General features: G+C 41.0%; 24 protein-coding genes and 1 tRNA gene. 8 read left to right on the forward strand and 17 right to left on the reverse strand.

The genetic code is table 11. From position 1 onward, the window contains the following. Positions 1-56: 56 nt before the first annotated feature. Positions 57-1,382: a paraquat-inducible protein A gene (locus ACHFIZ_RS00595; protein WP_410881803.1), complete on the forward strand. Its 1,326-nt coding sequence runs from the start codon at positions 57-59 to the stop codon at positions 1,380-1,382. Further along, positions 1,369-2,688, forward strand: a complete 1,320-nt coding sequence (locus ACHFIZ_RS00600) for a paraquat-inducible protein A (protein ID WP_410881805.1) — start codon at positions 1,369-1,371, stop codon at positions 2,686-2,688. Before ACHFIZ_RS00595 ends, ACHFIZ_RS00600 begins: the two co-directional genes overlap by 14 nt. 36 nt (positions 2,689-2,724) lie before the next feature. On the opposite strand, the gene ACHFIZ_RS00605 is transcribed toward ACHFIZ_RS00600, so the two are convergent. The 7 genes from ACHFIZ_RS00605 to ACHFIZ_RS00635 all read right to left on the reverse strand — a co-directional run bounded on the left by ACHFIZ_RS00605 (position 2,725) and on the right by ACHFIZ_RS00635 (position 7,506). After that, positions 2,725-3,366, reverse strand: a complete 642-nt coding sequence (locus ACHFIZ_RS00605) for an SCO family protein (RefSeq protein WP_410881807.1) — start codon at positions 3,364-3,366, stop codon at positions 2,725-2,727. Continuing rightward, positions 3,338-3,919 carry a toxin-antitoxin system YwqK family antitoxin gene (locus tag ACHFIZ_RS00610; RefSeq protein ID WP_410881809.1) on the reverse strand — a complete coding sequence of 194 codons (582 nt, stop codon included), beginning with the start codon at positions 3,917-3,919 and terminating at the stop codon, positions 3,338-3,340. Before ACHFIZ_RS00610 ends, ACHFIZ_RS00605 begins: the two co-directional genes overlap by 29 nt. Then, positions 3,920-4,699: a YHYH protein gene (locus ACHFIZ_RS00615; RefSeq protein ID WP_410881810.1), complete on the reverse strand. Its 780-nt coding sequence runs from the start codon at positions 4,697-4,699 to the stop codon at positions 3,920-3,922. It lies immediately after the preceding gene. Between the two features lie 90 nt (positions 4,700-4,789). Then, positions 4,790-5,320 (reverse strand): Spy/CpxP family protein refolding chaperone, encoded by a 531-nt coding sequence (locus ACHFIZ_RS00620; RefSeq protein ID WP_410881812.1) that lies wholly within the window; start codon positions 5,318-5,320, stop codon positions 4,790-4,792. Positions 5,321-5,322: 2 nt separating this feature from the next. Continuing rightward, on the reverse strand, positions 5,323-5,625 hold the full coding sequence (locus tag ACHFIZ_RS00625) for a hypothetical protein (RefSeq protein WP_410881814.1): 303 nt from the start codon (positions 5,623-5,625) through the stop codon (positions 5,323-5,325). A 7-nt stretch (positions 5,626-5,632) separates the two neighbouring features. After that, positions 5,633-6,193, reverse strand: a complete 561-nt coding sequence (locus ACHFIZ_RS00630) for an RNA polymerase sigma factor (RefSeq protein ID WP_410881816.1) — start codon at positions 6,191-6,193, stop codon at positions 5,633-5,635. 227 nt (positions 6,194-6,420) lie between these two features. After that, entirely contained in the window at positions 6,421-7,506 is a 1,086-nt protein-coding gene (locus ACHFIZ_RS00635) for an endo-1,4-beta-xylanase (protein ID WP_410881818.1), read from the reverse strand. Positions 7,507-7,613: 107 nt separating this feature from the next. On the opposite strand from ACHFIZ_RS00635, the gene ACHFIZ_RS00640 reads away from it, so the two are divergent. Then, the gene (locus ACHFIZ_RS00640; protein ID WP_410881820.1) at positions 7,614-8,495 is read left to right on the forward strand and encodes a helix-turn-helix domain-containing protein; all 882 of its coding nucleotides are present in this window, start codon (positions 7,614-7,616) and stop codon (positions 8,493-8,495) included. 95 nt (positions 8,496-8,590) lie between these two features. On the opposite strand, the gene ACHFIZ_RS00645 is transcribed toward ACHFIZ_RS00640, so the two are convergent. From ACHFIZ_RS00645 to ACHFIZ_RS00660, 4 genes are all read right to left on the reverse strand, one after another. Beyond that, positions 8,591-8,869 (reverse strand): DUF427 domain-containing protein, encoded by a 279-nt coding sequence (locus tag ACHFIZ_RS00645; RefSeq protein ID WP_410881821.1) that lies wholly within the window; start codon positions 8,867-8,869, stop codon positions 8,591-8,593. 831 nt (positions 8,870-9,700) lie between these two features. Continuing rightward, entirely contained in the window at positions 9,701-10,744 is a 1,044-nt protein-coding gene (selD, locus tag ACHFIZ_RS00650) for a selenide, water dikinase SelD (protein ID WP_410881823.1), read from the reverse strand. Positions 10,745-10,748: 4 nt separating this feature from the next. Further along, the gene (mnmH, locus tag ACHFIZ_RS00655; RefSeq protein WP_410881825.1) at positions 10,749-11,825 is read right to left on the reverse strand and encodes a tRNA 2-selenouridine(34) synthase MnmH; all 1,077 of its coding nucleotides are present in this window, start codon (positions 11,823-11,825) and stop codon (positions 10,749-10,751) included. A gap of 170 nt (positions 11,826-11,995) precedes the next feature. Further along, positions 11,996-12,068: transfer RNA gene (locus ACHFIZ_RS00660), tRNA-Phe, on the reverse strand. A gap of 181 nt (positions 12,069-12,249) precedes the next feature. On the opposite strand from ACHFIZ_RS00660, the gene ACHFIZ_RS00665 reads away from it, so the two are divergent. From ACHFIZ_RS00665 to ACHFIZ_RS00675, 3 genes are read left to right on the forward strand one after another with little or no spacing between them, the layout of a single operon-like run. Continuing rightward, positions 12,250-13,545 (forward strand): 4Fe-4S dicluster domain-containing protein, encoded by a 1,296-nt coding sequence (locus ACHFIZ_RS00665; RefSeq protein WP_410881827.1) that lies wholly within the window; start codon positions 12,250-12,252, stop codon positions 13,543-13,545. A gap of 39 nt (positions 13,546-13,584) precedes the next feature. After that, a complete protein-coding gene (locus ACHFIZ_RS00670) occupies positions 13,585-14,385 on the forward strand; it encodes a (Fe-S)-binding protein (protein WP_410881829.1) in 801 nt (266 codons plus the stop codon). Continuing rightward, the gene (locus ACHFIZ_RS00675) at positions 14,375-15,172 is read left to right on the forward strand and encodes an MBL fold metallo-hydrolase (RefSeq protein ID WP_410881830.1); all 798 of its coding nucleotides are present in this window, start codon (positions 14,375-14,377) and stop codon (positions 15,170-15,172) included. The genes ACHFIZ_RS00670 and ACHFIZ_RS00675 overlap by 11 nt, the downstream gene beginning before the upstream one ends. Here ACHFIZ_RS00675 and ACHFIZ_RS00680 read toward each other — a convergent pair. Continuing rightward, the gene (locus tag ACHFIZ_RS00680) at positions 15,138-15,617 is read right to left on the reverse strand and encodes a hypothetical protein (RefSeq protein WP_410881832.1); all 480 of its coding nucleotides are present in this window, start codon (positions 15,615-15,617) and stop codon (positions 15,138-15,140) included. The two genes, ACHFIZ_RS00675 and ACHFIZ_RS00680, sit on opposite strands and share 35 nt — an antisense overlap. A gap of 50 nt (positions 15,618-15,667) precedes the next feature. Between ACHFIZ_RS00680 and ACHFIZ_RS00685 the strand changes: the two genes are divergently transcribed. Then, positions 15,668-16,147: an ABC transporter ATPase gene (locus tag ACHFIZ_RS00685; RefSeq protein ID WP_410881834.1), complete on the forward strand. Its 480-nt coding sequence runs from the start codon at positions 15,668-15,670 to the stop codon at positions 16,145-16,147. A 2-nt stretch (positions 16,148-16,149) separates the two neighbouring features. On the opposite strand, the gene mtgA is transcribed toward ACHFIZ_RS00685, so the two are convergent. The 5 genes from mtgA to ACHFIZ_RS00710 all read right to left on the reverse strand — a co-directional run bounded on the left by mtgA (position 16,150) and on the right by ACHFIZ_RS00710 (position 19,369). Then, positions 16,150-16,875 (reverse strand): monofunctional biosynthetic peptidoglycan transglycosylase, encoded by a 726-nt coding sequence (mtgA, locus tag ACHFIZ_RS00690; RefSeq protein ID WP_410881836.1) that lies wholly within the window; start codon positions 16,873-16,875, stop codon positions 16,150-16,152. A 103-nt stretch (positions 16,876-16,978) separates the two neighbouring features. Beyond that, positions 16,979-17,422 (reverse strand): 50S ribosomal protein L9, encoded by a 444-nt coding sequence (gene rplI / locus ACHFIZ_RS00695; RefSeq protein WP_410881838.1) that lies wholly within the window; start codon positions 17,420-17,422, stop codon positions 16,979-16,981. A 10-nt stretch (positions 17,423-17,432) separates the two neighbouring features. Continuing rightward, a complete protein-coding gene (rpsR, locus tag ACHFIZ_RS00700) occupies positions 17,433-17,696 on the reverse strand; it encodes a 30S ribosomal protein S18 (RefSeq protein WP_410881840.1) in 264 nt (87 codons plus the stop codon). Next, complete coding sequence (gene rpsF, locus ACHFIZ_RS00705; protein WP_410881842.1) at positions 17,696-18,055, reverse strand: 30S ribosomal protein S6; 360 nt, start codon at positions 18,053-18,055, stop codon at positions 17,696-17,698. The genes rpsR and rpsF overlap by 1 nt, the downstream gene beginning before the upstream one ends. A gap of 90 nt (positions 18,056-18,145) precedes the next feature. Then, positions 18,146-19,369 carry a hypothetical protein gene (locus tag ACHFIZ_RS00710; protein ID WP_410881843.1) on the reverse strand — a complete coding sequence of 408 codons (1,224 nt, stop codon included), beginning with the start codon at positions 19,367-19,369 and terminating at the stop codon, positions 18,146-18,148. An 89-nt stretch (positions 19,370-19,458) separates the two neighbouring features. Between ACHFIZ_RS00710 and ACHFIZ_RS00715 the strand changes: the two genes are divergently transcribed. Further along, positions 19,459-21,276, forward strand: a complete 1,818-nt coding sequence (locus ACHFIZ_RS00715; RefSeq protein WP_410881845.1) for a DNA polymerase III subunit gamma/tau — start codon at positions 19,459-19,461, stop codon at positions 21,274-21,276. The last annotated feature ends 5 nt before the right edge of the window (positions 21,277-21,281 follow it).

Here is a 21,281-nt window from a genome sequence, read left to right on the forward strand (position 1 = left end):
TGTTACGTAGGTCCAATATCAGCAATCTAAACGATTATCACCAAATTAATATACGCTTGACAACATCAGAAACCTCTGCTTTGGAAAAAAAATCAATTGTTCCAAGACTATTGCTTATACTCGGCCTCACCTTGTTGCTGGGCCTGGAGGGTTACTTCGGTTATCAGCTTTATAAGCTGTCGGCCCAACAGGCAGAGATAAAGCACGATTACTCCAACATCAATAACATCACTTTCGGTTTATTTTCGGTTGATCAGTGGCGGGATAAAGTTTCTGGGATCGTAAATCATCAGGTGCGCGACTTTACATTAACTCCCAAACAAAAAAAGGAGCTTCGAAAAGAAGTAGAGCATGTCATAATGGCTTTAATTGATAAAGCAGAAGCTTTGGTAAATAAACCAAAAAAGACTATAGGTGGTAAAATTAAGAAGTTCGCCATCAAAACCTTTGTAAAAACAGACAAGATCAGGGCAAAGGTTCCAGGATTTGCTACAATAATAATGGCTAAGGTTGATAATCGAGCCAACAAAAAGCAGATGAGCGAAATGGCCATGTCCAAGTTTGATGATCTCGAGCATACCAAATACGTGGACAGTGCCTTGGCTGTAACTCTTGCGGCGACCACCAAAGTTTATAAAAAATACAAGGTTTCTTCCTCAGAAGAATTAAACAACAAGCTGACTTCATCTTTATCAACAATCAAAACTTCAACTTACAATTACTCATTCCTGATGTTGGGATGCATAATTATTGTTTTAGTACTATGGTGGGTATTTAGAAAACGTAAAGATTTACATGCGACGCTGTTTATCATGTCGCTACTTTTTGCCTTTATCCTTTTGTCCATAGGTTTAACTGCTTCCATGATTGAGGTAGATGCACGTATAAAATCATTAGATTTTGTGCTTCTCGGTGAACATGTGGTCTTCGAAAACCAGGTATTATTCTTCCAGAGTAAGAGTATTCTTGATGTAGTGAGGGTATTGATGTCGCAATCTGCGGTTGATTCGATAACTGTTGGCGGGCTAATCTTAGTATTTAGCATTCTGTTTCCAATAATCAAGTTAAGTTGCACGGGGATTCACTTATTGGGTAAAAAGAAGATAGCAGAGAATGGGATCATCAAATATTTTGCTTTCCAATCGGGAAAATGGAGCATGGCAGACGTTATTGTCATCGCGATCCTGATGGTTTATATTGGCTTGAACGGGCTACTGGAAAGCCAGTTAAAGAGCTTGAACATAAAGAGCGATTTTTTAACAGTAATCACTACAAACAATACTGCATTGCAGCCCGGCTTTATCATATTCATCAGCTTTGTATTGTACGGACTTGTACTATCGACCATTTTAAAATCCATTACTCCTCATGACTCACACTAGCCAAAGGTCAGCTTCTTCTGCCAAAAAAATCACCTTGGCCAGTATCCTGCTAATTGTTGGGTTGACGACCCTTTTGGGTGCAGAAGGTTATTATGGCTACAGGGTTTCCGAACTTTCGCATCAGCAGGAGCGAATTAAAGAAGACTATAGCGTTGCTCACAGTATTACTTTCGGTATTTTCTCTGTCGATCAATGGCGCGCGAAGATTGCCGCGATCATGGACAACAAGGTAAGTGATTTCAAAATGACCGCTGCACAAAAACAGGCGCTTCAGATTTCGGTGGAAAAACAATTGAACGGCTTGGTCAGCACCACCTTTGCAGAATTCAATAAACCACAGAAAAGTCTGGGTGGAAAACTCAAAAAATTAGCCTTCAATACCTTCGTTGATCCAGAAGAGATCCGTGCTCAGGTACCCACTTTCGCAAGAATCATTATCACCACGGTTAACAGTCCTGCGAGTAGGAAAAGGCTGAAGAGCATTGCGACAAGCAAATTGGATCAGTTAGAAAAAGAGACGTACGACAATACCCAGGTAGCCAGTTCTACGGTAACCAATAGTATCTATCGAAAATACAAAGTCAACAATGCAGCCGCATTTGAGAAGACGATAAATTCTCAGCTAAACAACATTCATACGCTTACTTTTAACTATGCTTATGCCATGCTTGGATGCGTTCTGCTTGCCCTTTGTCTATGGCTGCTGATGAGGAAGCAGGTGAGGTTACATACACCACTATTTATCCTTTCGCTGCTATTTGCATTAGTGTTGTTGTTGGTGGGCGTTACCGCTACAATCATAGAAGTTGATGCAAGGATACAGTCGCTTAATTTTATCTTACTGGGAGAGAAACTAGCCTTCACGAATCAGGTGCTCTTTTTCCAGAGCAAAAGTATTCTTGGCATTATTCAATCTTTACTGGCGCAACCTAAACCGGATTCAGTATTGGTAGGTGTCCTAATTATGCTATTTGTGATCATCTTGCCCCTTGTTCGCATGATCGGAAAGGGTATACACATCTGGGGGAAAGATAAATATGCTGAGAATAAAGTTGTGAGGTACATGGCTTTTGAATTGGGTAAATGGGACATGGCAGACGTTATGGTTGTCGGAATAGCGATGACGTATATTGGCTTGAATGGCATCCTGGAAAGCCAGCTTTCTAACTTAAATATCAAGGAAGAGCTTTTAATAACGGTAACCCAGAACAATACTACTTTGCTACCAGGCTACTTTGTTTTTGTGGGTTATGTGGTTTTTGCTGGGATATTGTCTTTGATCTTAAAACGCATTACTCCGAAATAAGTATGTATTTTAAATAGTCATAGCTGGCAGGAAACCTTAACCTTCTTTTTTCAATTCAGCAATATCTTTGATCAGCTGCTCAATCTCCAATTCTAATGTCCCATTGTAAATACCCCTTATACGCCTAGTTTTATCAATCAACAAAAAATGCTCGGTATGCAAGAAGCTAGTACTGTCCTTCGTCAGTCCGAGGTCTTCTTCAGCAAAATATGACTTTCTTGCTATCGAATATATTTCACTTTTACTACCTGTCAGCAAATGCCAGTTGGGATCTGTTATGCCGTTTTTAGCAGCATAAGCATTTAATGCTATTACATTATCTGTGGAAGGGTTAACCGAGTACGACAGCATGACAACACCCGCGTTAAGGTAAGAATCGCTCACGCTCGCCATTCCAGTAGTTAACTTCGGACAAATACTTCCGCAGCTCGTAAAAAAGAAATTGGCAACATGAATCTTTCCTTCAATGTCTTTCTGGGTAATGGCCTTATCGTGCTGATCAGTAAAAGAGAAATCTGCAATGCGATGGGGTATTTTCACGTCTATGTTTTGTTGTGCCTTCACAAATACCGGTGTAAAATCCGCGGTATCGTAATAAGGAAGAACTGCATCCTTCACATCGGATTTGCAGGATCCTGCAAACAAAATGCTACAACCTAGTAAAAACGCTATCCGCATCGTTAACACAATTTTTTGTACCCAGCAATCCATATCTTCTACTACTTTTTATTACATAATTTGCCCGTACTATTCCATTGATCCACCACATTTGCTGCGCGCCATCTTCATGCCCCTTGCTATAATGGAATCGCTTGAATAGCTTCCCCGTCTCGTACCACTCGACAACTGTTCCATCAAATTCTCCTTCTTTAAATTCATACCTGAACTTAATCCTTCCATTTGGCCACCAGCCCCGATGTATATAGCTTTTCCTGCCCATCTCATAAAATCGCTCCTCCGCCAGCAGCCTACCCGGATACCAAATTCTTGTGATCCCATCTTCTATTCCGTTATTAAAACGCTTCAACAAAGCAGTATCCCCGTCGAGATGCAAGGCATAGATATAGCCACTGTAAAGTTCTCTGTTTAAATACAAAGTATCCTGTTGATAAACGAAGCCAGGATTATGGATATCTGTATACTTTTTTGTTGATCCGGTACCAGTAAACTTGCAGGCAATAACTCCAACAAGCAAGACTAGCAGGAGGCTTAATATTTTGCCAGCCCTCATTTAGAAACTTACAGTTCCAGCGGTACCATAAAAACCACTTCCGTTTAAGTACGGCGCTACTGCAGAAAAATGGTAGTGATAAATACCGGTAGGGTATTCTGCAGTTGCACCGGTGTGGCCGTGGTAAGCATCTAATGAAGATGAGGCAACAAGAGCACCGTTTTCACTAGGGCCATAAACTGGAAATCCATCAAGGAGAAAACCCAGCAACGCATCTGCACCCTTTGTCGCAGTGAGCTTTATGGGCTCCACATGGTAGTGGTAGTGCGATCCCGGATCTGGATGCCCCCAGCCTTGGTCAAAACTAACAATCTCGCCAGCTAGTGCCGCGCCTCCGCCGGCATATTGGTTATACAAGGGAATACCATTTATGGCAACTCCAATTGGTCCCATCGGCGTACTGCCATGTACAGCAGCCACCATTGGATTTAAGGGTATTTTAAAGGTGTAGCTTTGCGCCGTTAGTGTGTTGGGATTTTTCGAAAATTGATAACCGCCAAATGTAGCACCTGTGAAATTCTCATAAAGCGCATTTGACGGGTCATAGTAAGCACTCTTGTGATCCGGTAGACCATTACTTTTAATGGTAACATACGTTCCGTCAGAAGTAATACTGGATGCTCCGTAGACTTTTTTGAATACTTCCGGCACATTGGCAGAAACTTCAGTTTTTACAACCAGATTGGCTTCTTCAGCTTTTGCTTCATTAGATTTTTTACATGCTGAATTCATCAGCAGCAAAAGCAAAACAGCGGATAAATCTAAGCGAATGAATCTCATAATCTTTTACGTTTGAGTTTAGGTTTATAGTACTTAGACGTATCGTTATCAAGAACCCTTCGGTATCCGACATTTTTTTAGTCCGACTAATTACCTATCCCCTGCAAATGGTGGCGGGGGCATATCGCCATCGGGCGGCGGCCCTCCATGTTCAGGCTGTTCAGGACCTGGCTGTACCATCATCCGAGTCACCTCTTTCATAATATTCGCAAATTTTTGCTGCTGAACGGGGTTACACAACGCACGTAATGCTGCAAAATGATCAAGGGTAATGATGTCAATCCGTTCTGTATATATGCTCACTTTTTTTGCCGCATCAGTCTTTTTACTTTCGGTAACGCCAGGTTCGTTCAGCAGGTCGAAAAAGTCATCTTTTGCTTCTTTCAAATTAGCACGTACGTTTTTTACAGATTGCTGATGAGCAGCTACCAGTTCCAGATATTTTGCCTGTTGGTCTTTATTCAGGTTCAGTTCCTTAATAATGAATTCGGCAGGACCACCCGCGTGCCTGACAATCCTGGGTCTATCCCGATTAAACCAGAACATTCCAAGTGTTAAAACATTCGCGAAGACAAGTAGCAAGATCAACACCTTAGTAAAGCTTTTTCTGAAATTCATCATATCTAATAATTGCTATATAAAGTTTGGTCGTATGCCGCCGCAAAATCTTTTAACGTTACCTGTATGTCAGATTTATCCTTTTCCGGATACCTAAAAAACAACGCCATATTCAAAACCAGCATAATAGAAAGGGCTCCTACAATTAATGCGGGACTAGATTGAAATAACCATTCTTCTTTTGTTTCCGCTGCTTTCATCCGAACGAGTAGCCTTTCATAGAAAAACCCCTTTGTTTCCGCAGGCGTTGCTCCAGCTAAACTCTTTAGATAATCATCGGTAATAGAAATTTTAATGTCATTTTTCATGGTATATCTAGTTTCGATACTGCTGTAATCGTTCCTGCAAATTTTGTTTCGCTCTTGATATCAATGATTCAACTGCTTTAACACTTTGTCCCATAATATCGCCCGCCTCTATGTAACTCAAACCTTCGACCTTGATGAGTGTGAAAGCAATTTTTTGTTTCTCAGGAAGGGCATTTATTGCTTTAAAAAGATCGGCTGCCTTCTCTTTATTTTCTAGCGCAATACCAGGATGGTAAAAAGCACGCTGTGCTCCCACATCTTCCTTCGGCATCCACCAGGGTAGAAAACCAAGCAAACGTTGCCTGTTCTTCCGCTGGCGCAACTTGTCTAAAGCCTTTCTAACGGCTATTCTGTAGATCCAAGTACCCAGTGTACTGTCTTTTTTGAACTGGTGTATGGAATGATAAAGTTGTATAAATGCTTCCTGCGCCGTATCATCCGCATCATCTTCGTCCTGCAAAATATTCAGCACCAAATTAAACACACGGACGCGATAAGTTTCTACCAGGTAGAGGTAGGCACTTTCTTTTCCCTGCTGCAATTCGTCAACTAAAAATTGTTCTTCCAAAATCTTCTGATGGTTAGACGAACCTAATTAAAAAAACCTTCGCCACCGCGGTTAACAATTCAATCACTTGAATATTTAACCGGCATAAACAGCCCAAATGCCTAAAATATCTTTCTTCGGACTAATATTTACCGAGTTCCAAGGTTGATAGGCAGAATCCTATTTCAAGTTCCTCCAGTTTTAGTTGCCAGTTCATAGCGCCCTGTCCGTGGAAGTGTTGTTCATAATTAGAAATTCACCACTCCCCAGTAGGCTTTTTTAGGCGTTAACTGGTCGTCGAATAAAAGTGGAAAATTCTTGCGGCCCCGTACTGGAAAATTATCCAGCCAGCTATGCCTGTCAGACAGATTCCAGAAAGTAACTCCAGTAATCGATGCTTTATTGGCCCTAAGTATGCTGAACATTTTCGCATACTGCATTTGCTGTTTGTATTCCCGATCTGCGCTAAAGCCCCTACTCTCGGTATTACTAGCCTGCTCAACAATGTTACCATCGGTATAAACAGACATGTCCAATTCGGTGACCTGAACGTCAATATCAAGTGCAGAGAAACGAGTAATGGATGCATTCAGGGAAGCTTCGCTGGGATCTATGATCGACCAGTGCCCCTGCAGTCCCACGGCGTGTACAGGAACCCCTGCGTCTTTCAGCTTTTTCAACAATTGGAATATGCGCTCTCTTTTCTCCGGGGACTCCGTGTTATAATCGTTATAGAAAAGCACAGCATTTGGATCCGCTTGATGTGCATATTCAAAAGCCTTGGCAATGTAATCCTCACCGCAGATCTTATACCATAGTGAATTGCGCAGAAGCATTTTGGGATTATCAGAAATTGCTTCATTAACCACATCCCAGGCATAAATTTTACCTTTGTAGCGTCCAACTACCGCGTAGATGTGTGCTTTCAGGCGATTAAGTAATACTTCTTTAGTTACCGTGTTTCCTGCCTGGTCGAGAAAAATCCATTTTGGAGCCTGTTTATGCCAGCATAAATTGTGCCCCCTTACCTTTAGTCCGTTCGCAACTGCAAATTCTACAATCGCATCTGCATCCCGCCAGTTATAGCGGTCTTCTTCAGGGTGAATAGGTCCCATTTTCATTGCATTCTCTGCAGTGATACTGTTAAAATGTTTGAGAATCAATGAACGCTGCGCAGGATCCCTGAGTTGTCCGGGTGTTACGGCCACCCCAATAGGGAAATAATTCTTATAATAGTCTTTTAGTCCTTTATCATCTGGCTTCGGTTGAGAAAAACAGCGAATGTTAAAGAAGATAGTTAAGATCAGAGTGGCTGCTATGCTGTAGTGTTTCATATTCCGTTACTTCATCAAATGTATGTTACCAGCCATTCTTTATATTAAACCAAAACAGACAACATTTAGCACAAAACAGACCGTGTAAAATTTGTTACATTAGCACTATGATGAAGCGAATATTATCGCATAGCTTTTCCCTTATGAATGTTGATCTTGTTCAATTGGATTCCAAATGGAACTATAACAATGTAATCAGTCCTTATCACCGGATCTATTATATAGCAGCGGGGGAGGGCAAAATCTCCCATTTTGAGAAAATATTGGAACTGGAAAGCGGGTATTTATATATCATTCCAAGCTTCACACTCTGCAATTTGTTTTGTAAAAGTACCCTTAATCAGTATTTTGTTCAGTTTTTTGAGGAATCATCCGATGGTAGTTCTATTTTTTCTAACAACAGATCAATATTTAAAGTAAAAGCGCTGGATATTGATATAATAAACTTTAAACGGTTGTTAACAGTAAACCCAGGACGAGGAATCAATCGTTCAGACGACCCTAAAATTTACGAGAAAGATGTTTATTATAAGGAATATCAACAGCTTAACATGGATCAGAATACAACCCAATTTCTGGAGACGCAGGGTATTCTTTATCAAATGGTATCCAGATTTACGAGCCCAGAAATTTTAGGAAAAACCGAGTTGGAACTGATCCCTGTAAAAATCATGGAATCCATCAGCTACATTTCTATTTATTTACATCAGCCTTTGTCGGTTAAATCGCTTGCTGAAAGAGCAAATCAAAACCCTGAATATTTTTCCAGACTTTTCCTGCGGAATACTGGCTCACGCCCATTAGCGTACATCAACCAGAAGCGGATCGAGCGCGCCCAACACCTGATCAGAACTACGAGCTCCAAGTATGCTGATATTGCAGGGATGACGGGTTTCGATGGTCTTTCACACTTTTCCCGAACATTTAAAAAAATTACTGGTGTAACTCCAAGCGGTTATAAGAGTTTCTTATCGCGCAGTTCGATTTGAAATAATTGTGAAATGCAGTTCTGACTTATCACCTCCATCGTTCCAGATGACTATACTTGACTGCAGCCGATATAGTATATTACATTAACCTTGGTTTATTCAACCTTTACGCCCTTCCAAAAAGCTATGTAACCCTTAATTTCTTGTGCAGCATCTTTTGGGTTTGGATAATACCACGCGGCGTCTTCGTTTTTTTGACCATCAACTTCTAAAGTATAGTAAGATGCTTCACCCTTCCAAGGGCAGGCAGTGTGTTTGCTGGAAGCTTGAAAAAAATCCTTTTTTATAGATGAAGCAGGAAAATAATGATTGTTTTCAATTACAATTGTGTCGTTACTTTCTGCTAAGACTTGATTGTTCCAGGTTGCTTTCATGATTTTAACTCTTAATAATATTAACCGATAAACTTAGAATTTGTTTTGATAAAATTATTTTTGAATTATGAAGTGCATCAACTACTAATATGACGATGAATAAACGACAGCTATATAGAATTCTATCGGGAAGAATTTGATTGAGGTCTTAACATAAATAATATCTTAGTTTTTGAGACAAACCTTCGTATCTCCCAAATCCACGGTTTTTGATAGTAAATTTTTAATGCATTCGCTTAGAAAACCTACTATTTATCGTTAAAATTCATATATCGGTCTAACTGAACACTTAAGGATTTATGTGCACACTTACCACTTTAAGTGTGCAGTCACCCCATTTTAGGTGTAAAACCTTCATTTTTTTAATATCAGTATTGTAGGTTCGTTTCAGCAATCAACCAATGCTGCTGCTAATCATGGTACTATCTACTACTACATTTCCCTATTTCAGGGCCACAAAGAACTGCGTTACTAGTTTATTACTAGTGCCCTCAGCTATGTCTCGGCTTCGTGCCTGCTTCGGGTCTGCTTCGTGTCTGCTAGCGCTCGGCCCTAAGGAAACACCCATAAAACACATACCACAGCGGTATTTGCAAAGTTTCAGTACAAACCCCTTATCAACCAGAATGTTTCGTTAAAGAGCAATGTAGGAAAGGTCTAAAATTAAAATAGCGGAATGCCGGGATCATATACCAATTATTTGGGATACGAATCCGTAAAGATCTATTTTTGTTAAAAACTCTTTTAAATCGCTAGCTGAATGTATAAACACTAAAATGGTAAGTCAAACTCGGCTGACTTTGATCGTTGAAGCCAAAAGACCAAGAAATTTTAAATGACCCTTATTATATATTCAGGATTTCGATCTTCCAGATAGCCCAAGGACGTTAAATGACTTTGAGTTAAGCCATTTTCCTCAAGTAGACGTTCAAATTCGTCAACACCATCTGGTGCAACCGCTACCAACAATCCACCGCTAGTTTGTGGATCTGAGAGTACAAACCTTTGCAGATCTGTAAGGTTACTAATTTTATGCCCATAGCTATTCCAGTTTCTTTGCGAGCCTCCGGGATAGCAATTCTGCTCCAGGTACTGTGGCAGTGATTTGATGACTGGAACTTTATCAAATTCGATTACTGCGGAGAGCCCGCTACCTTCGCACATCTCGGCTAGATGGCCTAATAACCCAAAGCCTGTTACGTCCGTCATTGCTTTTACACTGTCAAGTTTTCCAAATATCTCCCCCAGCTTATTTAAAGTCGTCATACTCTTTAACGCAATAGCCGCGTCTTCAGGAAGTAGAATCCCTCTTTTCTGTGCAGTCGACAAAATCCCCACACCTATTGCTTTCGTTAAATAAAGACGACAACCTGCAGTACCAGTTGAGTTCTGTTTAAGGTTTTTGATGTCAACAAGACCATTTACAGACAATCCAAATACTGGCTCTGGGCAATCGATACTGTGGCCTCCTGCAAGTGTGATTCCCGCGGCTGCGCAAATTGATCTGGCACCTTCCAATACCTTTTGTGCAACCTCCGCGGGAAGCTTGTCGATCGGCCATCCCAGAATGGCGATGGCCATAATCGGCTTACCACCCATTGCATAAACATCGCTGATGGCATTTGCAGACGCGATCCGTCCGAAATCATAGGGATCATCTACAATTGGCATAAAAAAGTCAGTCGTAGAAATTAGTCCCGTGCCGTTGCCAAGGTCAAAAACAGCTGCATCGTCCCGCTTGTCATTTCCTACGAGTAGAAGTGGATCAACTGCCGAGGGAACACTACTGTGCAAAATCTTGTCTAGTATAGCTGGACTAATCTTGCAGCCGCAGCCGGCACCGTGTGAATATTGGGTAAGTTTAATATCTTCCATTGGGTTATTGTTCTTTTCCTTTTAATAAATCGAGGATCCTAACCGCATTGGGCTGCGGATGTGTATTTTCAGTATAAATAGTGCGAATACTTTTCTGATCGCGCTTGCTAAGACCGTTGCTGTACGCCTTGTCATAATAGTTCAGCACCAGCTTAACAAAGTCCTCCATTCTGTGTTCGTTTATTGCAAGAATGGCGTTTTTCGTTTGTTCAGGTCCGAGTCTTTTGCGGATTCGCTGAGTGCATTCCTCTAAAAACACTTTATCTAAACTACCATATTCCTTTGCTAAAAGTTCAACCCGTTGTTCTTGGGGAACAATGAGGTTAATCAGATTTGCTTTGCGCATTTGATCCCACAAAGGCTTGGGTATGCATCTTTTACCTATGGTCAGACTCTCATCTTCAATCCATATCGGTTTAGAGGTGTCAAATGTGTTGAGCTGAAAAGCGAGGTCATTCTCAAATTGTTCTTGTGTAGGCTGCACCATACTGTTCATTGTTCCGTAAGAAGAACCCTGATGCTGTGCAAGTTCTTCCAGATCGACGATCTGTTGCCCCATCGTACGAAACTGATGGAGTAAACTGGTTTTGCCGGACCCCGTCATGCCCCCTAAAACGTTGAGGCGATAAGGCTTCTCAAATTGACTAAGCGACCACCTGCGGTAATTTTTGTAACCACCCTCGATTAGATAGACCTCAAAGCCATAAAGGTTAAATGCCCAGGCCATTGCGCCACTTCTCATTCCGCCGCGCCAGCAATGAACTGCGATCTTCTTAAATGGTGCAATTTCTAGCGCCTGTTTGATGAAGCCGGACCATTTGCTGCCTGTCAGGTCAAAACCTAATAAAATAGCCTGTTCTCTGCCAATCTGTTTGTAAGTAGTGCCAACTTTAACGCGTTCTTCATTGGTAAATATGGGGATGTTAAATGCGCCGGGGACCTTGCCCTGTTCAAATTCTGCCGGGGTTCTTACATCCACCAGAGGCACCTGTTCAGTCAAAGAAAAGAATTCAGTAATGGAAATGGTCTTGATCATCTTCCGGATTTGCAGTAAAGATGCGTAAATATAAAACCTGATCAACACCAAATATTGTGGAGCAAGGATTAAAAATTAAGCTTTGATCCCATTTTCATACAGTTTTACAATATTTATCATTCATGATGAATACATAATAGTATCTAAATGCGAAACAAACCTGTTGAATACTTAAAAAAGATCTTTTCCGTTAGAAAAAGACCTTTTTTAAGTAGTGGTATGGGCCGGGATCGAACCGGCGACACATGGATTTTCAGTCCATTGCTCTACCGACTGAGCTACCGTACCTACTTCCCGTTTGGGATTGCAAATGTAGTGTCTTTTTTTAAATACCAAAATCTTTTTTGAAAAAAAATCCAGATCAACCCATTTATTTAAATCGCTTCTAAATATTAAACTTTATGCATGCATAGTAATTTGAATTAAGCTAAATATCTTAACTTAGCATTCACTATAGAGATATTTAAAAATGGTGTCACAAATCATATTTATAGCGTTCACAATAGCGGCAATCGCCTTATTCAGCTACAACCTTAAAAAGATCATTAGAAATATTAAGATCGGAAAGGCGGTTGATAGAACTGATCAGCCTCAAAAACGACTGATGACGGTGCTAAAAGTAGCATTCGGACAAACGAAGATGTTTTTCCGCCCTGTCCCTGCCCTCCTACATTTCGTTGTTTATGCCGGTTTCATCATCATCAATCTGGAAGTTCTGGAGATCATGATCGATGGGATATTTGGCACGCACCGGATCTTTGGCGGTTTAGGCGGATTATATAATGGCCTTATCGGCTCTTTCGAACTCCTTGCCTTTGGTGTTTGGTTCGCCTGTATCATTTTCCTCATCAGAAGAAACATCATCAAGCTTAAACGCTTTTCCGGAGTCGAGATGACCAACTGGCCGAAATCTGATGCCAATTACATTTTGATCGTAGAAATCTTGTTGATGTCTGCATTTTTACTGATGAACGCTGCGGATGCTAAACTTCAGGCCTTGGGATCCGGGCACTACATCGTGGCGGGTGCTTTCCCGATTAGTCAACATTTACAGGGATTATTGCCAGATACGGAAAGCAGCTTGATCCTTATCGAAAGAGGCTGTTGGTGGTTTCACATCATCGGCATATTTGCTTTTTTAAATTACCTGCCCTACTCCAAACACTTCCACATCATGCTCGCCTTCCCCAATACTTATTTCTCCAACCTGGAGCCATTGGGAGAATTCAACAACATGACAAGCGTTACCAATGAAGTGAAGGCTATGCTGGATCCTTCGTTTGTGCCTGAGGAAGCTGAAGCAGGACGCTTTGGCGCAAAAGATGTGAATGATCTGACCTGGGTAAATTTGATGAATGCCTATACTTGCACCGAGTGCGGAAGATGCACTTCTGTTTGCCCGGCTAACATCACCGGAAAACTTCTTTCGCCAAGAAAGATCATGATGGATACCCGTGATAGATTGGAAGAAGTTGGAAAGAATATTGACAAGAGGGGGAATGGATTTGACGACGGCAAGTCGTTAATTGACACTTACATCAGTAGAGAAGAAATTTGGGCTTGTACAAGCTGTAATGCCTGCACACAGGCTTGTCCGATCAATATTGATCCTTTGGCCATCATTACCGACTTGAGAAGATACGCAGTAATGGAAGAATCCCAATCTCCATCAAGCATTGCCAACATGTTGGGAAACATTGAAAACAATGGTGCCCCATGGAAATACTCTCCAGCCGATCGTTTGAACTGGGCGAAAGAAAACTAATAAGATAACTAAATTCAAAGCTTAAAGATAGCGTTAAACATGAGCGAGCAATTAAATTTTGAAGTGCCAACAATGGCAGAAATGATAGCCAAGGGCGAAGAGCCTGAAATATTGTTTTGGGTGGGCTGCGCAGGCAGCTATGATGAACGTGCACAAAAAACGACTCGCGACATCTGTAAGATCCTTCATCATGTGGGTATAAAATATGCAGTTCTTGGAACCGAAGAAAGCTGCACAGGTGATCCTGCAAAACGTGCAGGGAATGAATTCCTTTTCCAGATGCAAGCCATGACCAACATCGAAGTCTTGAATGGATACAACATTAAAAAGATCGTGACGGGTTGTCCGCACTGCTTTAACACCATAAAAAATGAATACCCTGGGCTAGGTGGCAATTACGACATCATACATCATACGCAGTTAATTCAGGACTTGATTAATGGGGGTAAATTGAAAGCTGAAGGCGGCGAAAGCTTTAAAGGAAAGAAAATAACCTATCACGACCCATGTTACCTTGGTCGGGCTAATGGAATTTATGAAGCTCCGCGCGCTGCACTCGAGGTTCTTGACGCACAGCTGGTCGAAATGAAACGCTGTAAATCTGGTGGCCTATGCTGTGGTGCCGGTGGAGCTCAGATGTTTAAAGAACCGGAGAAAGGAGAAAAAGACATCAACATCGAAAGAATTGAAGAAGCTTTGAAAACGCAACCACAAATTATTGCTGCAGGTTGTCCGTTCTGCATGACCATGCTTAGCGATGGTGTTAAGCTAAAAGATGAAGATCAAAATGTACAGGTTCTCGACATCGCAGAAATCACGGTAAGGGCAAATGGCTTGTAACGACTTACAAATCGCATCCCTCAACTCGGGCAGTAACGGAAATTGTTACTATATAGGCAATGAAACCGAAGCTATTCTTGTTGACGCTGGATTGTCCTGCAAGGAAACAGAAAAGCGTATGCTGCGTTTGGGTCTTTCCTTGAGTAAGGTGAAGGCCATATTTATTTCCCACGAACATACGGATCATATCAAGGGACTGTGTAACCTCGCATCGAAATACAACCTTCCGATTTATATTACTCCGGGTACCTTGATGGGTTGCAGGTTTAGCCTTCGACAGGACTTGATCAACTACATTTCCGGACATACCGCAACTGCTATTGGCAGCCTTGAAGTAATCGGCTTTCCTAAGATTCACGATGCATCAGAACCCTTTAGCTTCATGATTTCCTGTGGAGCTACTAAGGTTGGGGTGTTCACTGATTTAGGCTCTGCTTGCGAACAGCTTACTTTTTATTTTAAGCAGTGTTCCGCAGCTTTTTTAGAGGCCAATTACGATGATGAATTGCTGAGCAAGAGCGCTTATCCGTACTTCTTGAAACGCCGAATCTCTGGTGGTCGCGGTCACTTGTCAAATAAGCAGGCACTCGATCTTTTCCTGGCGCATAAGTCTGATGACATGACGCACCTTCTACTGGCGCATTTATCAAAGGATAATAATTGTCCGCAGTTGGTGCAACAACTATTTACCCAACATGCTGGCGACACGAAGATCAGTGTTGCTTCTCGAAATGAAGAAAGTGCTGTCTATACTATTTTTGAGCCAATAAGTGTGCATTCATTTTAACCAGACGTTCTGCTAGCTCAGACAGTTGCTCTGCTTCCACATTCTTTAAAGGAATAGCCATATAGCTTGCCATACTGTCCACATCGCCTTGCCGATCATTGTAAGTCTGCACGATCACATCATCTCCCAGCGTTCTCAACAAGAGATCACCCGCTTTATCTGTACCATAGTAATCGATACCTGCAAACTTAGTAAGGTTAAAGGAAAAGTATTCTACCTTTCCACTAGCATAAAAACGTTTATATCGGCAAAAGCCACTGTTAGTAACATTCAATTCATAACGCTTCAAAGCGGGCTTAATTGCGATCTCATCATAATGATCTTTTAGCATTTTTTGAATAAATGCCGTTTCCTCAAATAGATCAGTAGGAATGGAAAAAGCCATTAAAAACAGACAGAAGAGTCCTAATAGGCATGTTCTCAACTTAATTGTAAACTTTTTCATTAGGGAAGTGATTTGAAGGCATCAAGTTAAAAAAAAATGTATTTTTGATCATGAGTTTTTCTCCACAATCTAAAGTTTGGATCTATCAAAGCGACCGGGCTTTCACCAAAGAAGAGGTAGTTGCGATTGAGCAAAAGATTTCTGAATTTGCTTCGCAGTGGAAAGCACACGGTCACCAGCTACAGGCAAAAGCCGAAGTGTTTCATAATTTCTTCCTGGTGTTTACGGTGGATGAGGCTACTGCTGGGGTTACAGGTTGCTCAATTGATGCCTCCGTAAGGGTGGTAAAGGAAATTGAACACCAGTATAGAGTGGATTTGTTCAACAGATTTAATATAGCTTACCTGGCTGAGGGGAAGGTTGTTGTTGCCAGCAAAGAAAATTTTGAGACATTGATAAACATCAAAGCTGTCAGATCTGAGACTATTGTTTTTAACAATATGGTTCAAACCCTCGCAGAATTGGAGAATAAATGGCAGGTTCCATTCGAGCAGAGCTGGCACAACCTCGTGTTCGCCCATTTGTTATAAACTTAAAGGTCTAATGGACCCAATCTTCTCATATTTCTAAGAATTAAGTATTGTCTATGTTTAATGTATTGTGTTGGCTTTCTTGGCGTCCATTTTATGGGGTTAGGAAAGCAGGCTGCAATTAAGGCTGATTGTGACTTAGTTAATTTGCCGCAGGATTTACCAAAGTACTCTTGAGCGGCGGCTTCAGCACCATAAACGCCGTCTCCCATCTCGATAACATTAAGATAGACCTCAAGGATCCGTTCCTTACTCCAAAGGATCTCAATCAACAACGTGAAATAGGCCTCGAAGCCTTTACGTATCCAGGACCTGCCCGGCCAAAGAAAAACATTCTTTGCAGTTTGCTGAGAAATAGTACTTCCACCTTTGATTTTTTTACCCATTCTGTTTGTTTCAAAAGCTTTTTCAATTGCTTTAACATCAAAGCCGATATGTTTTAAGAACAGCTGGTCTTCGGCCGATACCGCAGCGCGCTTCATGTTATCTGAGATATCCTCAAAATCAACCCACTTCTTCTCCATCTTTGCAGGCTTATCATCACTGCTCCGCTCGATGTTCCTTTGAACCATTAGCAAAGTGATAGGAGGGTTTACGAACCTGTAAACTAAGACCCAAAGTACTGTGACCATTAAAAACCAGAGCAATAATTTAGATAGTATTGCGCTAATCTTTTTTAACCGGGGATTCTTAGTCTTACGTGCAGACCACTTCGATTTTTCCATCATTCAAAGATAATAAAACAGCCCACTCTACGAGAAAGCCCTAAGAAAAATACTCATAAAAAAAGCGCTCAGGAAACCTGAACGCTTTATAAATATTTGGTTAAAATTACTCAGCTACAACTTCAAAAGGAACTTTAACTTTCACTTCTTTGTGTAAGTTTAGGTTAGCGATGTACTCACCAACAAATTTAGGTTCAGTTTCAAAAGTAATACGGCGACGATCAACATCAAAACCTTGTTGTTTCAATGCATCAGCAATCATTATGGTATTTACTGCACCAAAGATCTTCCCTGACTCACCTGCTTTGGCACCAATTGATAGTTTAACCGCAGCTAAACGCTCAGCAATACCTTCAGCATCTTTCTTAATTTTATCTTGTTTAAATGCAGCTTGTTTTAGGTTTTCAGCTAAAACCTTCTTAGCAGACACAGTTGCCAACTGACCAAATCCTTGCGGGATTAGGTAGTTACGACCGTATCCCGGCTTTACATTTACGATATCATCTTTCTCCCCTAGGGATTTGATATCTTGTTTTAAAATGATTTCCATCTCTCAGTTCCTATTTTAATTGGTCAGCAACGAACGGTAACAAACCAATGTGACGTGCACGCTTTACCGCTTGAGCCACTTTACGTTGGAATTTCAGTGAAGTACCGGTTAAACGACGTGGTAGTAATTTACCTTGATCATTGATAAATTTTAACAAAAAGTTTGCGTCTTTGTAATCAATGTATTTGATACCATTTTTCTTGAAACGGCAATATTTTTTTCTGTTATCGTCCACCTTTGGGGCGGTAACATATTGTATTTGATCCCTTGCCATTATACTGCAGCCTCCTGTTTAGGTTTTTTATTAAAAGCACCACTACGTTTTTTCTCATTATACGCAACCGCATGACGGTCAAGCTTAATGGTAAGGAAACGCAATACGCGCTCATCGCGCTTAAGCTCCAATTCCAATTTACTAATCACTTCTCCAGAAGATTTGTATTCTGTAAGGTGAAAAAATCCGCTTGCTTTCTTCTCAATCGGATACGCTAATTTTCTCAAACCCCAATTGTCCTCTTGAACAATTTCGGCTCCGCTGTCAGTAAGGATCTTGCTGAATTTGGCTAATGCCTCTTTAGCAATCTCTTCCGACAACAACGGGGTTAGAACGATAACAGTTTCGTACTGATTCATTGTTATATTATGTTTTTAATTTAATCCCGTAACTTTATTACGGGGCTGCAAATCTAAGAATTAAATTTAAATAATCAAAAGGTTTGACTATCAGTCGAAACGATATTTGATTCCTGCATGCATGATTCCCATTAACACATTAAATCCGGCATAGTCGCTGATCTTATAATGCGGTGTATACATCGCAGTAACTTCAATTTTACGGATCGCAAACCCAAAATTGAGGTTGTAGGAAAATGCAGTTGGTTTTAAGTCTATTATTATTTCATCGAAGTCATCCGGGCTCATTGCTACAGAAACTGTTTTGCCCGATTTGATGTTGCTGTAACTGGTATAGCTGGCCCCTGCTCCTAAACCGGCATAGACTTTTAGCATTGTCGTGTTATATACGTTGTATAAAAGTTTGGGACTTAAATAAAGCGTGGTATGGTCAAAGGAATGAATATACTGGCCATAAGTAACTTTAGTGTCCTTACCCATAAACAAAGACAACTCTGCTCTGTAGATAAGTCTTTCAGCTAAAGTTTTCGCAGCCATATCTATACCCACATTAAAGGATGGCATATAAGATGCTGTAGCAATAGCTTCCGCATTGGCAAGAGGATTCTGTCCAGTATATTTTACACCGGTACCACCTACCCCAGCTCCCACAAAGAATCTGAAACCCTTCTTAGCCACACGAACCTGCATTCTGTTGATCATTGCAGCAACTTTAATCATTTCCGTTTCTGAATAGGCTAAATCATCAAAGTCGGCCTCAAAGAACTCAGTGCCGGCATTGTAACTTCTCATTTCAAACAACAGCTGCCCCTTATATCTGTCGGCACCTACCACTTTGCTGCTATTGTTTGCCTCGATATAACGCATTCTGATCAGCTCATAAGGCGCGGTACTCGCATTTCCCTTAATATAAAACCGCTCCTTAATCTCATCGGTATAGGAATAGATGGTAACATTAGGTCCACGTTGCAAGACTTTCAAAAACACAAAAGCTCTTCTGGAAGAGGTATCAATACCTACCTTCAAGCCTTCCGTTTTTGTTGAGCCATTGCTAATGCGAACATTGAAAGATTCGAAGGACGCTGCCCCATTAATGCCATACCCTTTTGCACTATTTGGAGTGAAGGCTTGTGCCGGAGAGTTCAGTTCCTGTCGGAAGCTGATGGATGGTACAGTATTGACTTTCGGCTTATAATCTATGTACCCCTTTAAGGTATCCATTGAATTATTTACTATATATCCTTTTTGATAATTTGGTTGCCCCATAGAGAGCATAGGAAGGGCTAGCAATAAGCCAGTGATTGAGCGTTTCATAAAGATTTGTTTGTTTGATATCCCGAAAATAGTTTTATTTCCCAACAAACCTTTATCGATTTATAAAAAATTTCTAATTTCGTGCTCGAATGGAAAACTTTATTGTTTCAGCCCGTAAGTATCGCCCTGCAACGTTTGAAACCGTTGTTGGTCAGCAGCACATTACAGGAACGTTGAAAAACGCCATTAAAAACAATCAACTCGCCCAAGCTTTTCTTTTTTGCGGTCCGAGGGGTGTCGGAAAAACCACCTGCGCGCGCATTTTGGCTAAGACGATTAACTGCACAAACCCTAGGGCGGATCAGGAAGCCTGTGGAACCTGCGATTCTTGTGTTTCTTTTCAAACCGGCCACTCTTTCAACTTCCACGAGCTCGATGCTGCATCAAACAACTCGGTAGACGATATCAGAAGTCTGATCGAACAAGTAAGGATTCCGCCACAGGCAGGCAAGTATAAGATCTACATCATTGATGAGGTTCATATGTTGTCCGCAAACGCATTCAATGCCTTTTTAAAAACGTTGGAAGAGCCTCCTTCTTACGTCATCTTTATCTTAGCAACAACAGAGAAACACAAAATTCTTCCTACGATACTTTCTAGATGTCAAATCTTTGATTTCAATAGAATTCAAGTTGACGACATCGCAGCCCTGCTTACGACAATTGCAGAACGTGAACATATCGCAACAGAAGCTGACGGTTTACACATCATTGCGCAAAAAGCAGATGGTGGTTTGAGGGATGCTTTGTCTATGTTCGACCAGATCGTTAGTTATACCAATAAGAACCTCACTTATAAATCAGTAATTGATAATCTGAATATCCTGGATTACGATTACTATTTTAAGCTTACAGAATACCTCACAAGTTCAAACGTTAGTCAGGCGCTTATTTTGTTTGATGACATTTTAAACAATGGCTTCGATGGTAATAATTTTATCAACGGGCTCTCCAATCATTTGAGAAACCTATTAGTGGCCAAAGACCCTCAAACAACGAGGTTATTGGAGGTAAGTGAAAACATTAAGCAAAAATACCATGTACAGAGCCAGCAAACGGCTGTGTCATTTATACTTACTGCATTAAACCTCGCTAACCAATGCGACCTAAACTACAAGAACAGTAAAAACCAACGCTTGCAGGTTGAGCTGTCTCTCATAAAGATGTGTCACATCCCATCCGTGCTTCAATTGGCACAAATACCTAAAGACAATTCATTAACTGACGAAGATCAGATTAAAAAAAAAACTAACGTAGTTTCCAGTCCGCAGCCGGAAAGTCCCAAAGCCGCGGAGGTAACGGCGCCACAAAAAGAGGCACCGATCCAATTTGAAGAGTCGATTTCCACAGCACCAGTAAGCAATATTCCTACTACTAAGGTTTTTGCTACGGCCACCGCTCTACACGCTAAAATCGCACTGAACAATCTGTATTCGAATACTAAACTTGCAACTTTAATTCCCTCATTGACGGATTTGGAAAGGGTGGCAACAGGTGATGATGATAAAGAGACTAAGTATATAACGGGAGATGCAAAAGAGCCGGTTTCTCAAGAGCAACTTGTTGAATGCTGGAATCGCTATGCCAGTAAAGCTAAAGAAGATGGAAAAATCAACGTCTACACCTTGTTAACAAGTGCTGATCCTAAATTAGAAGATGGCGATGTTATCCTAGTTCATATCGAACATAAGCTTCAGGAAAGTCTCTTGCAAGATGAAATGATTGATTTATTAAATGCAATACGCCCCAAGCTCAGAAATTTTAACATCAGCATTAAAACCAAGCAAATGGAGCGTGTAGCAGTGAACAGATTATACACAAGCACTGAAAAGTATCAATATCTATTAGAAAAAAACCCAAAACTTGAAGAAATGCGGAAGATGTTTAATCTTGATATTACCAGTTAAATTTT

This window comes from Pedobacter sp. JCM 36344, assembly GCF_046546555.1.
GTDB lineage: Bacteria > Bacteroidota > Bacteroidia > Sphingobacteriales > Sphingobacteriaceae > Pedobacter.

Coding starts and splice junctions, on each gene's coding strand:
- ACHFIZ_RS00670 (WP_410881829.1), top strand. CDS start 13,585: ATGAGCGAGCAATTAAATTTTGAAGTGCCAACAATGGCAGAAATGATA.
- ACHFIZ_RS00615 (WP_410881810.1), bottom strand. CDS start 4,699: ATGAGATTCATTCGCTTAGATTTATCCGCTGTTTTGCTTTTGCTGCTG.
- ACHFIZ_RS00645 (WP_410881821.1), bottom strand. CDS start 8,869: ATGAAAGCAACCTGGAACAATCAAGTCTTAGCAGAAAGTAACGACACA.
- ACHFIZ_RS00675 (WP_410881830.1), top strand. CDS start 14,375: ATGGCTTGTAACGACTTACAAATCGCATCCCTCAACTCGGGCAGTAAC.
- ACHFIZ_RS00640 (WP_410881820.1), top strand. CDS start 7,614: ATGATGAAGCGAATATTATCGCATAGCTTTTCCCTTATGAATGTTGAT.
- mtgA (WP_410881836.1), bottom strand. CDS start 16,875: ATGATGGAAAAATCGAAGTGGTCTGCACGTAAGACTAAGAATCCCCGG.
- ACHFIZ_RS00600 (WP_410881805.1), top strand. CDS start 1,369: ATGACTCACACTAGCCAAAGGTCAGCTTCTTCTGCCAAAAAAATCACC.
- ACHFIZ_RS00605 (WP_410881807.1), bottom strand. CDS start 3,366: ATGCGGATAGCGTTTTTACTAGGTTGTAGCATTTTGTTTGCAGGATCC.
- rplI (WP_410881838.1), bottom strand. CDS start 17,422: ATGGAAATCATTTTAAAACAAGATATCAAATCCCTAGGGGAGAAAGAT.
- ACHFIZ_RS00625 (WP_410881814.1), bottom strand. CDS start 5,625: ATGAAAAATGACATTAAAATTTCTATTACCGATGATTATCTAAAGAGT.
- ACHFIZ_RS00620 (WP_410881812.1), bottom strand. CDS start 5,320: ATGATGAATTTCAGAAAAAGCTTTACTAAGGTGTTGATCTTGCTACTT.
- ACHFIZ_RS00710 (WP_410881843.1), bottom strand. CDS start 19,369: ATGAAACGCTCAATCACTGGCTTATTGCTAGCCCTTCCTATGCTCTCT.
- ACHFIZ_RS00715 (WP_410881845.1), top strand. CDS start 19,459: ATGGAAAACTTTATTGTTTCAGCCCGTAAGTATCGCCCTGCAACGTTT.
- ACHFIZ_RS00610 (WP_410881809.1), bottom strand. CDS start 3,919: ATGAGGGCTGGCAAAATATTAAGCCTCCTGCTAGTCTTGCTTGTTGGA.
- rpsR (WP_410881840.1), bottom strand. CDS start 17,696: ATGGCAAGGGATCAAATACAATATGTTACCGCCCCAAAGGTGGACGAT.
- rpsF (WP_410881842.1), bottom strand. CDS start 18,055: ATGAATCAGTACGAAACTGTTATCGTTCTAACCCCGTTGTTGTCGGAA.
- selD (WP_410881823.1), bottom strand. CDS start 10,744: ATGGAAGATATTAAACTTACCCAATATTCACACGGTGCCGGCTGCGGC.
- ACHFIZ_RS00680 (WP_410881832.1), bottom strand. CDS start 15,617: ATGAAAAAGTTTACAATTAAGTTGAGAACATGCCTATTAGGACTCTTC.
- ACHFIZ_RS00685 (WP_410881834.1), top strand. CDS start 15,668: ATGAGTTTTTCTCCACAATCTAAAGTTTGGATCTATCAAAGCGACCGG.
- ACHFIZ_RS00665 (WP_410881827.1), top strand. CDS start 12,250: ATGGTGTCACAAATCATATTTATAGCGTTCACAATAGCGGCAATCGCC.
- ACHFIZ_RS00635 (WP_410881818.1), bottom strand. CDS start 7,506: ATGAAACACTACAGCATAGCAGCCACTCTGATCTTAACTATCTTCTTT.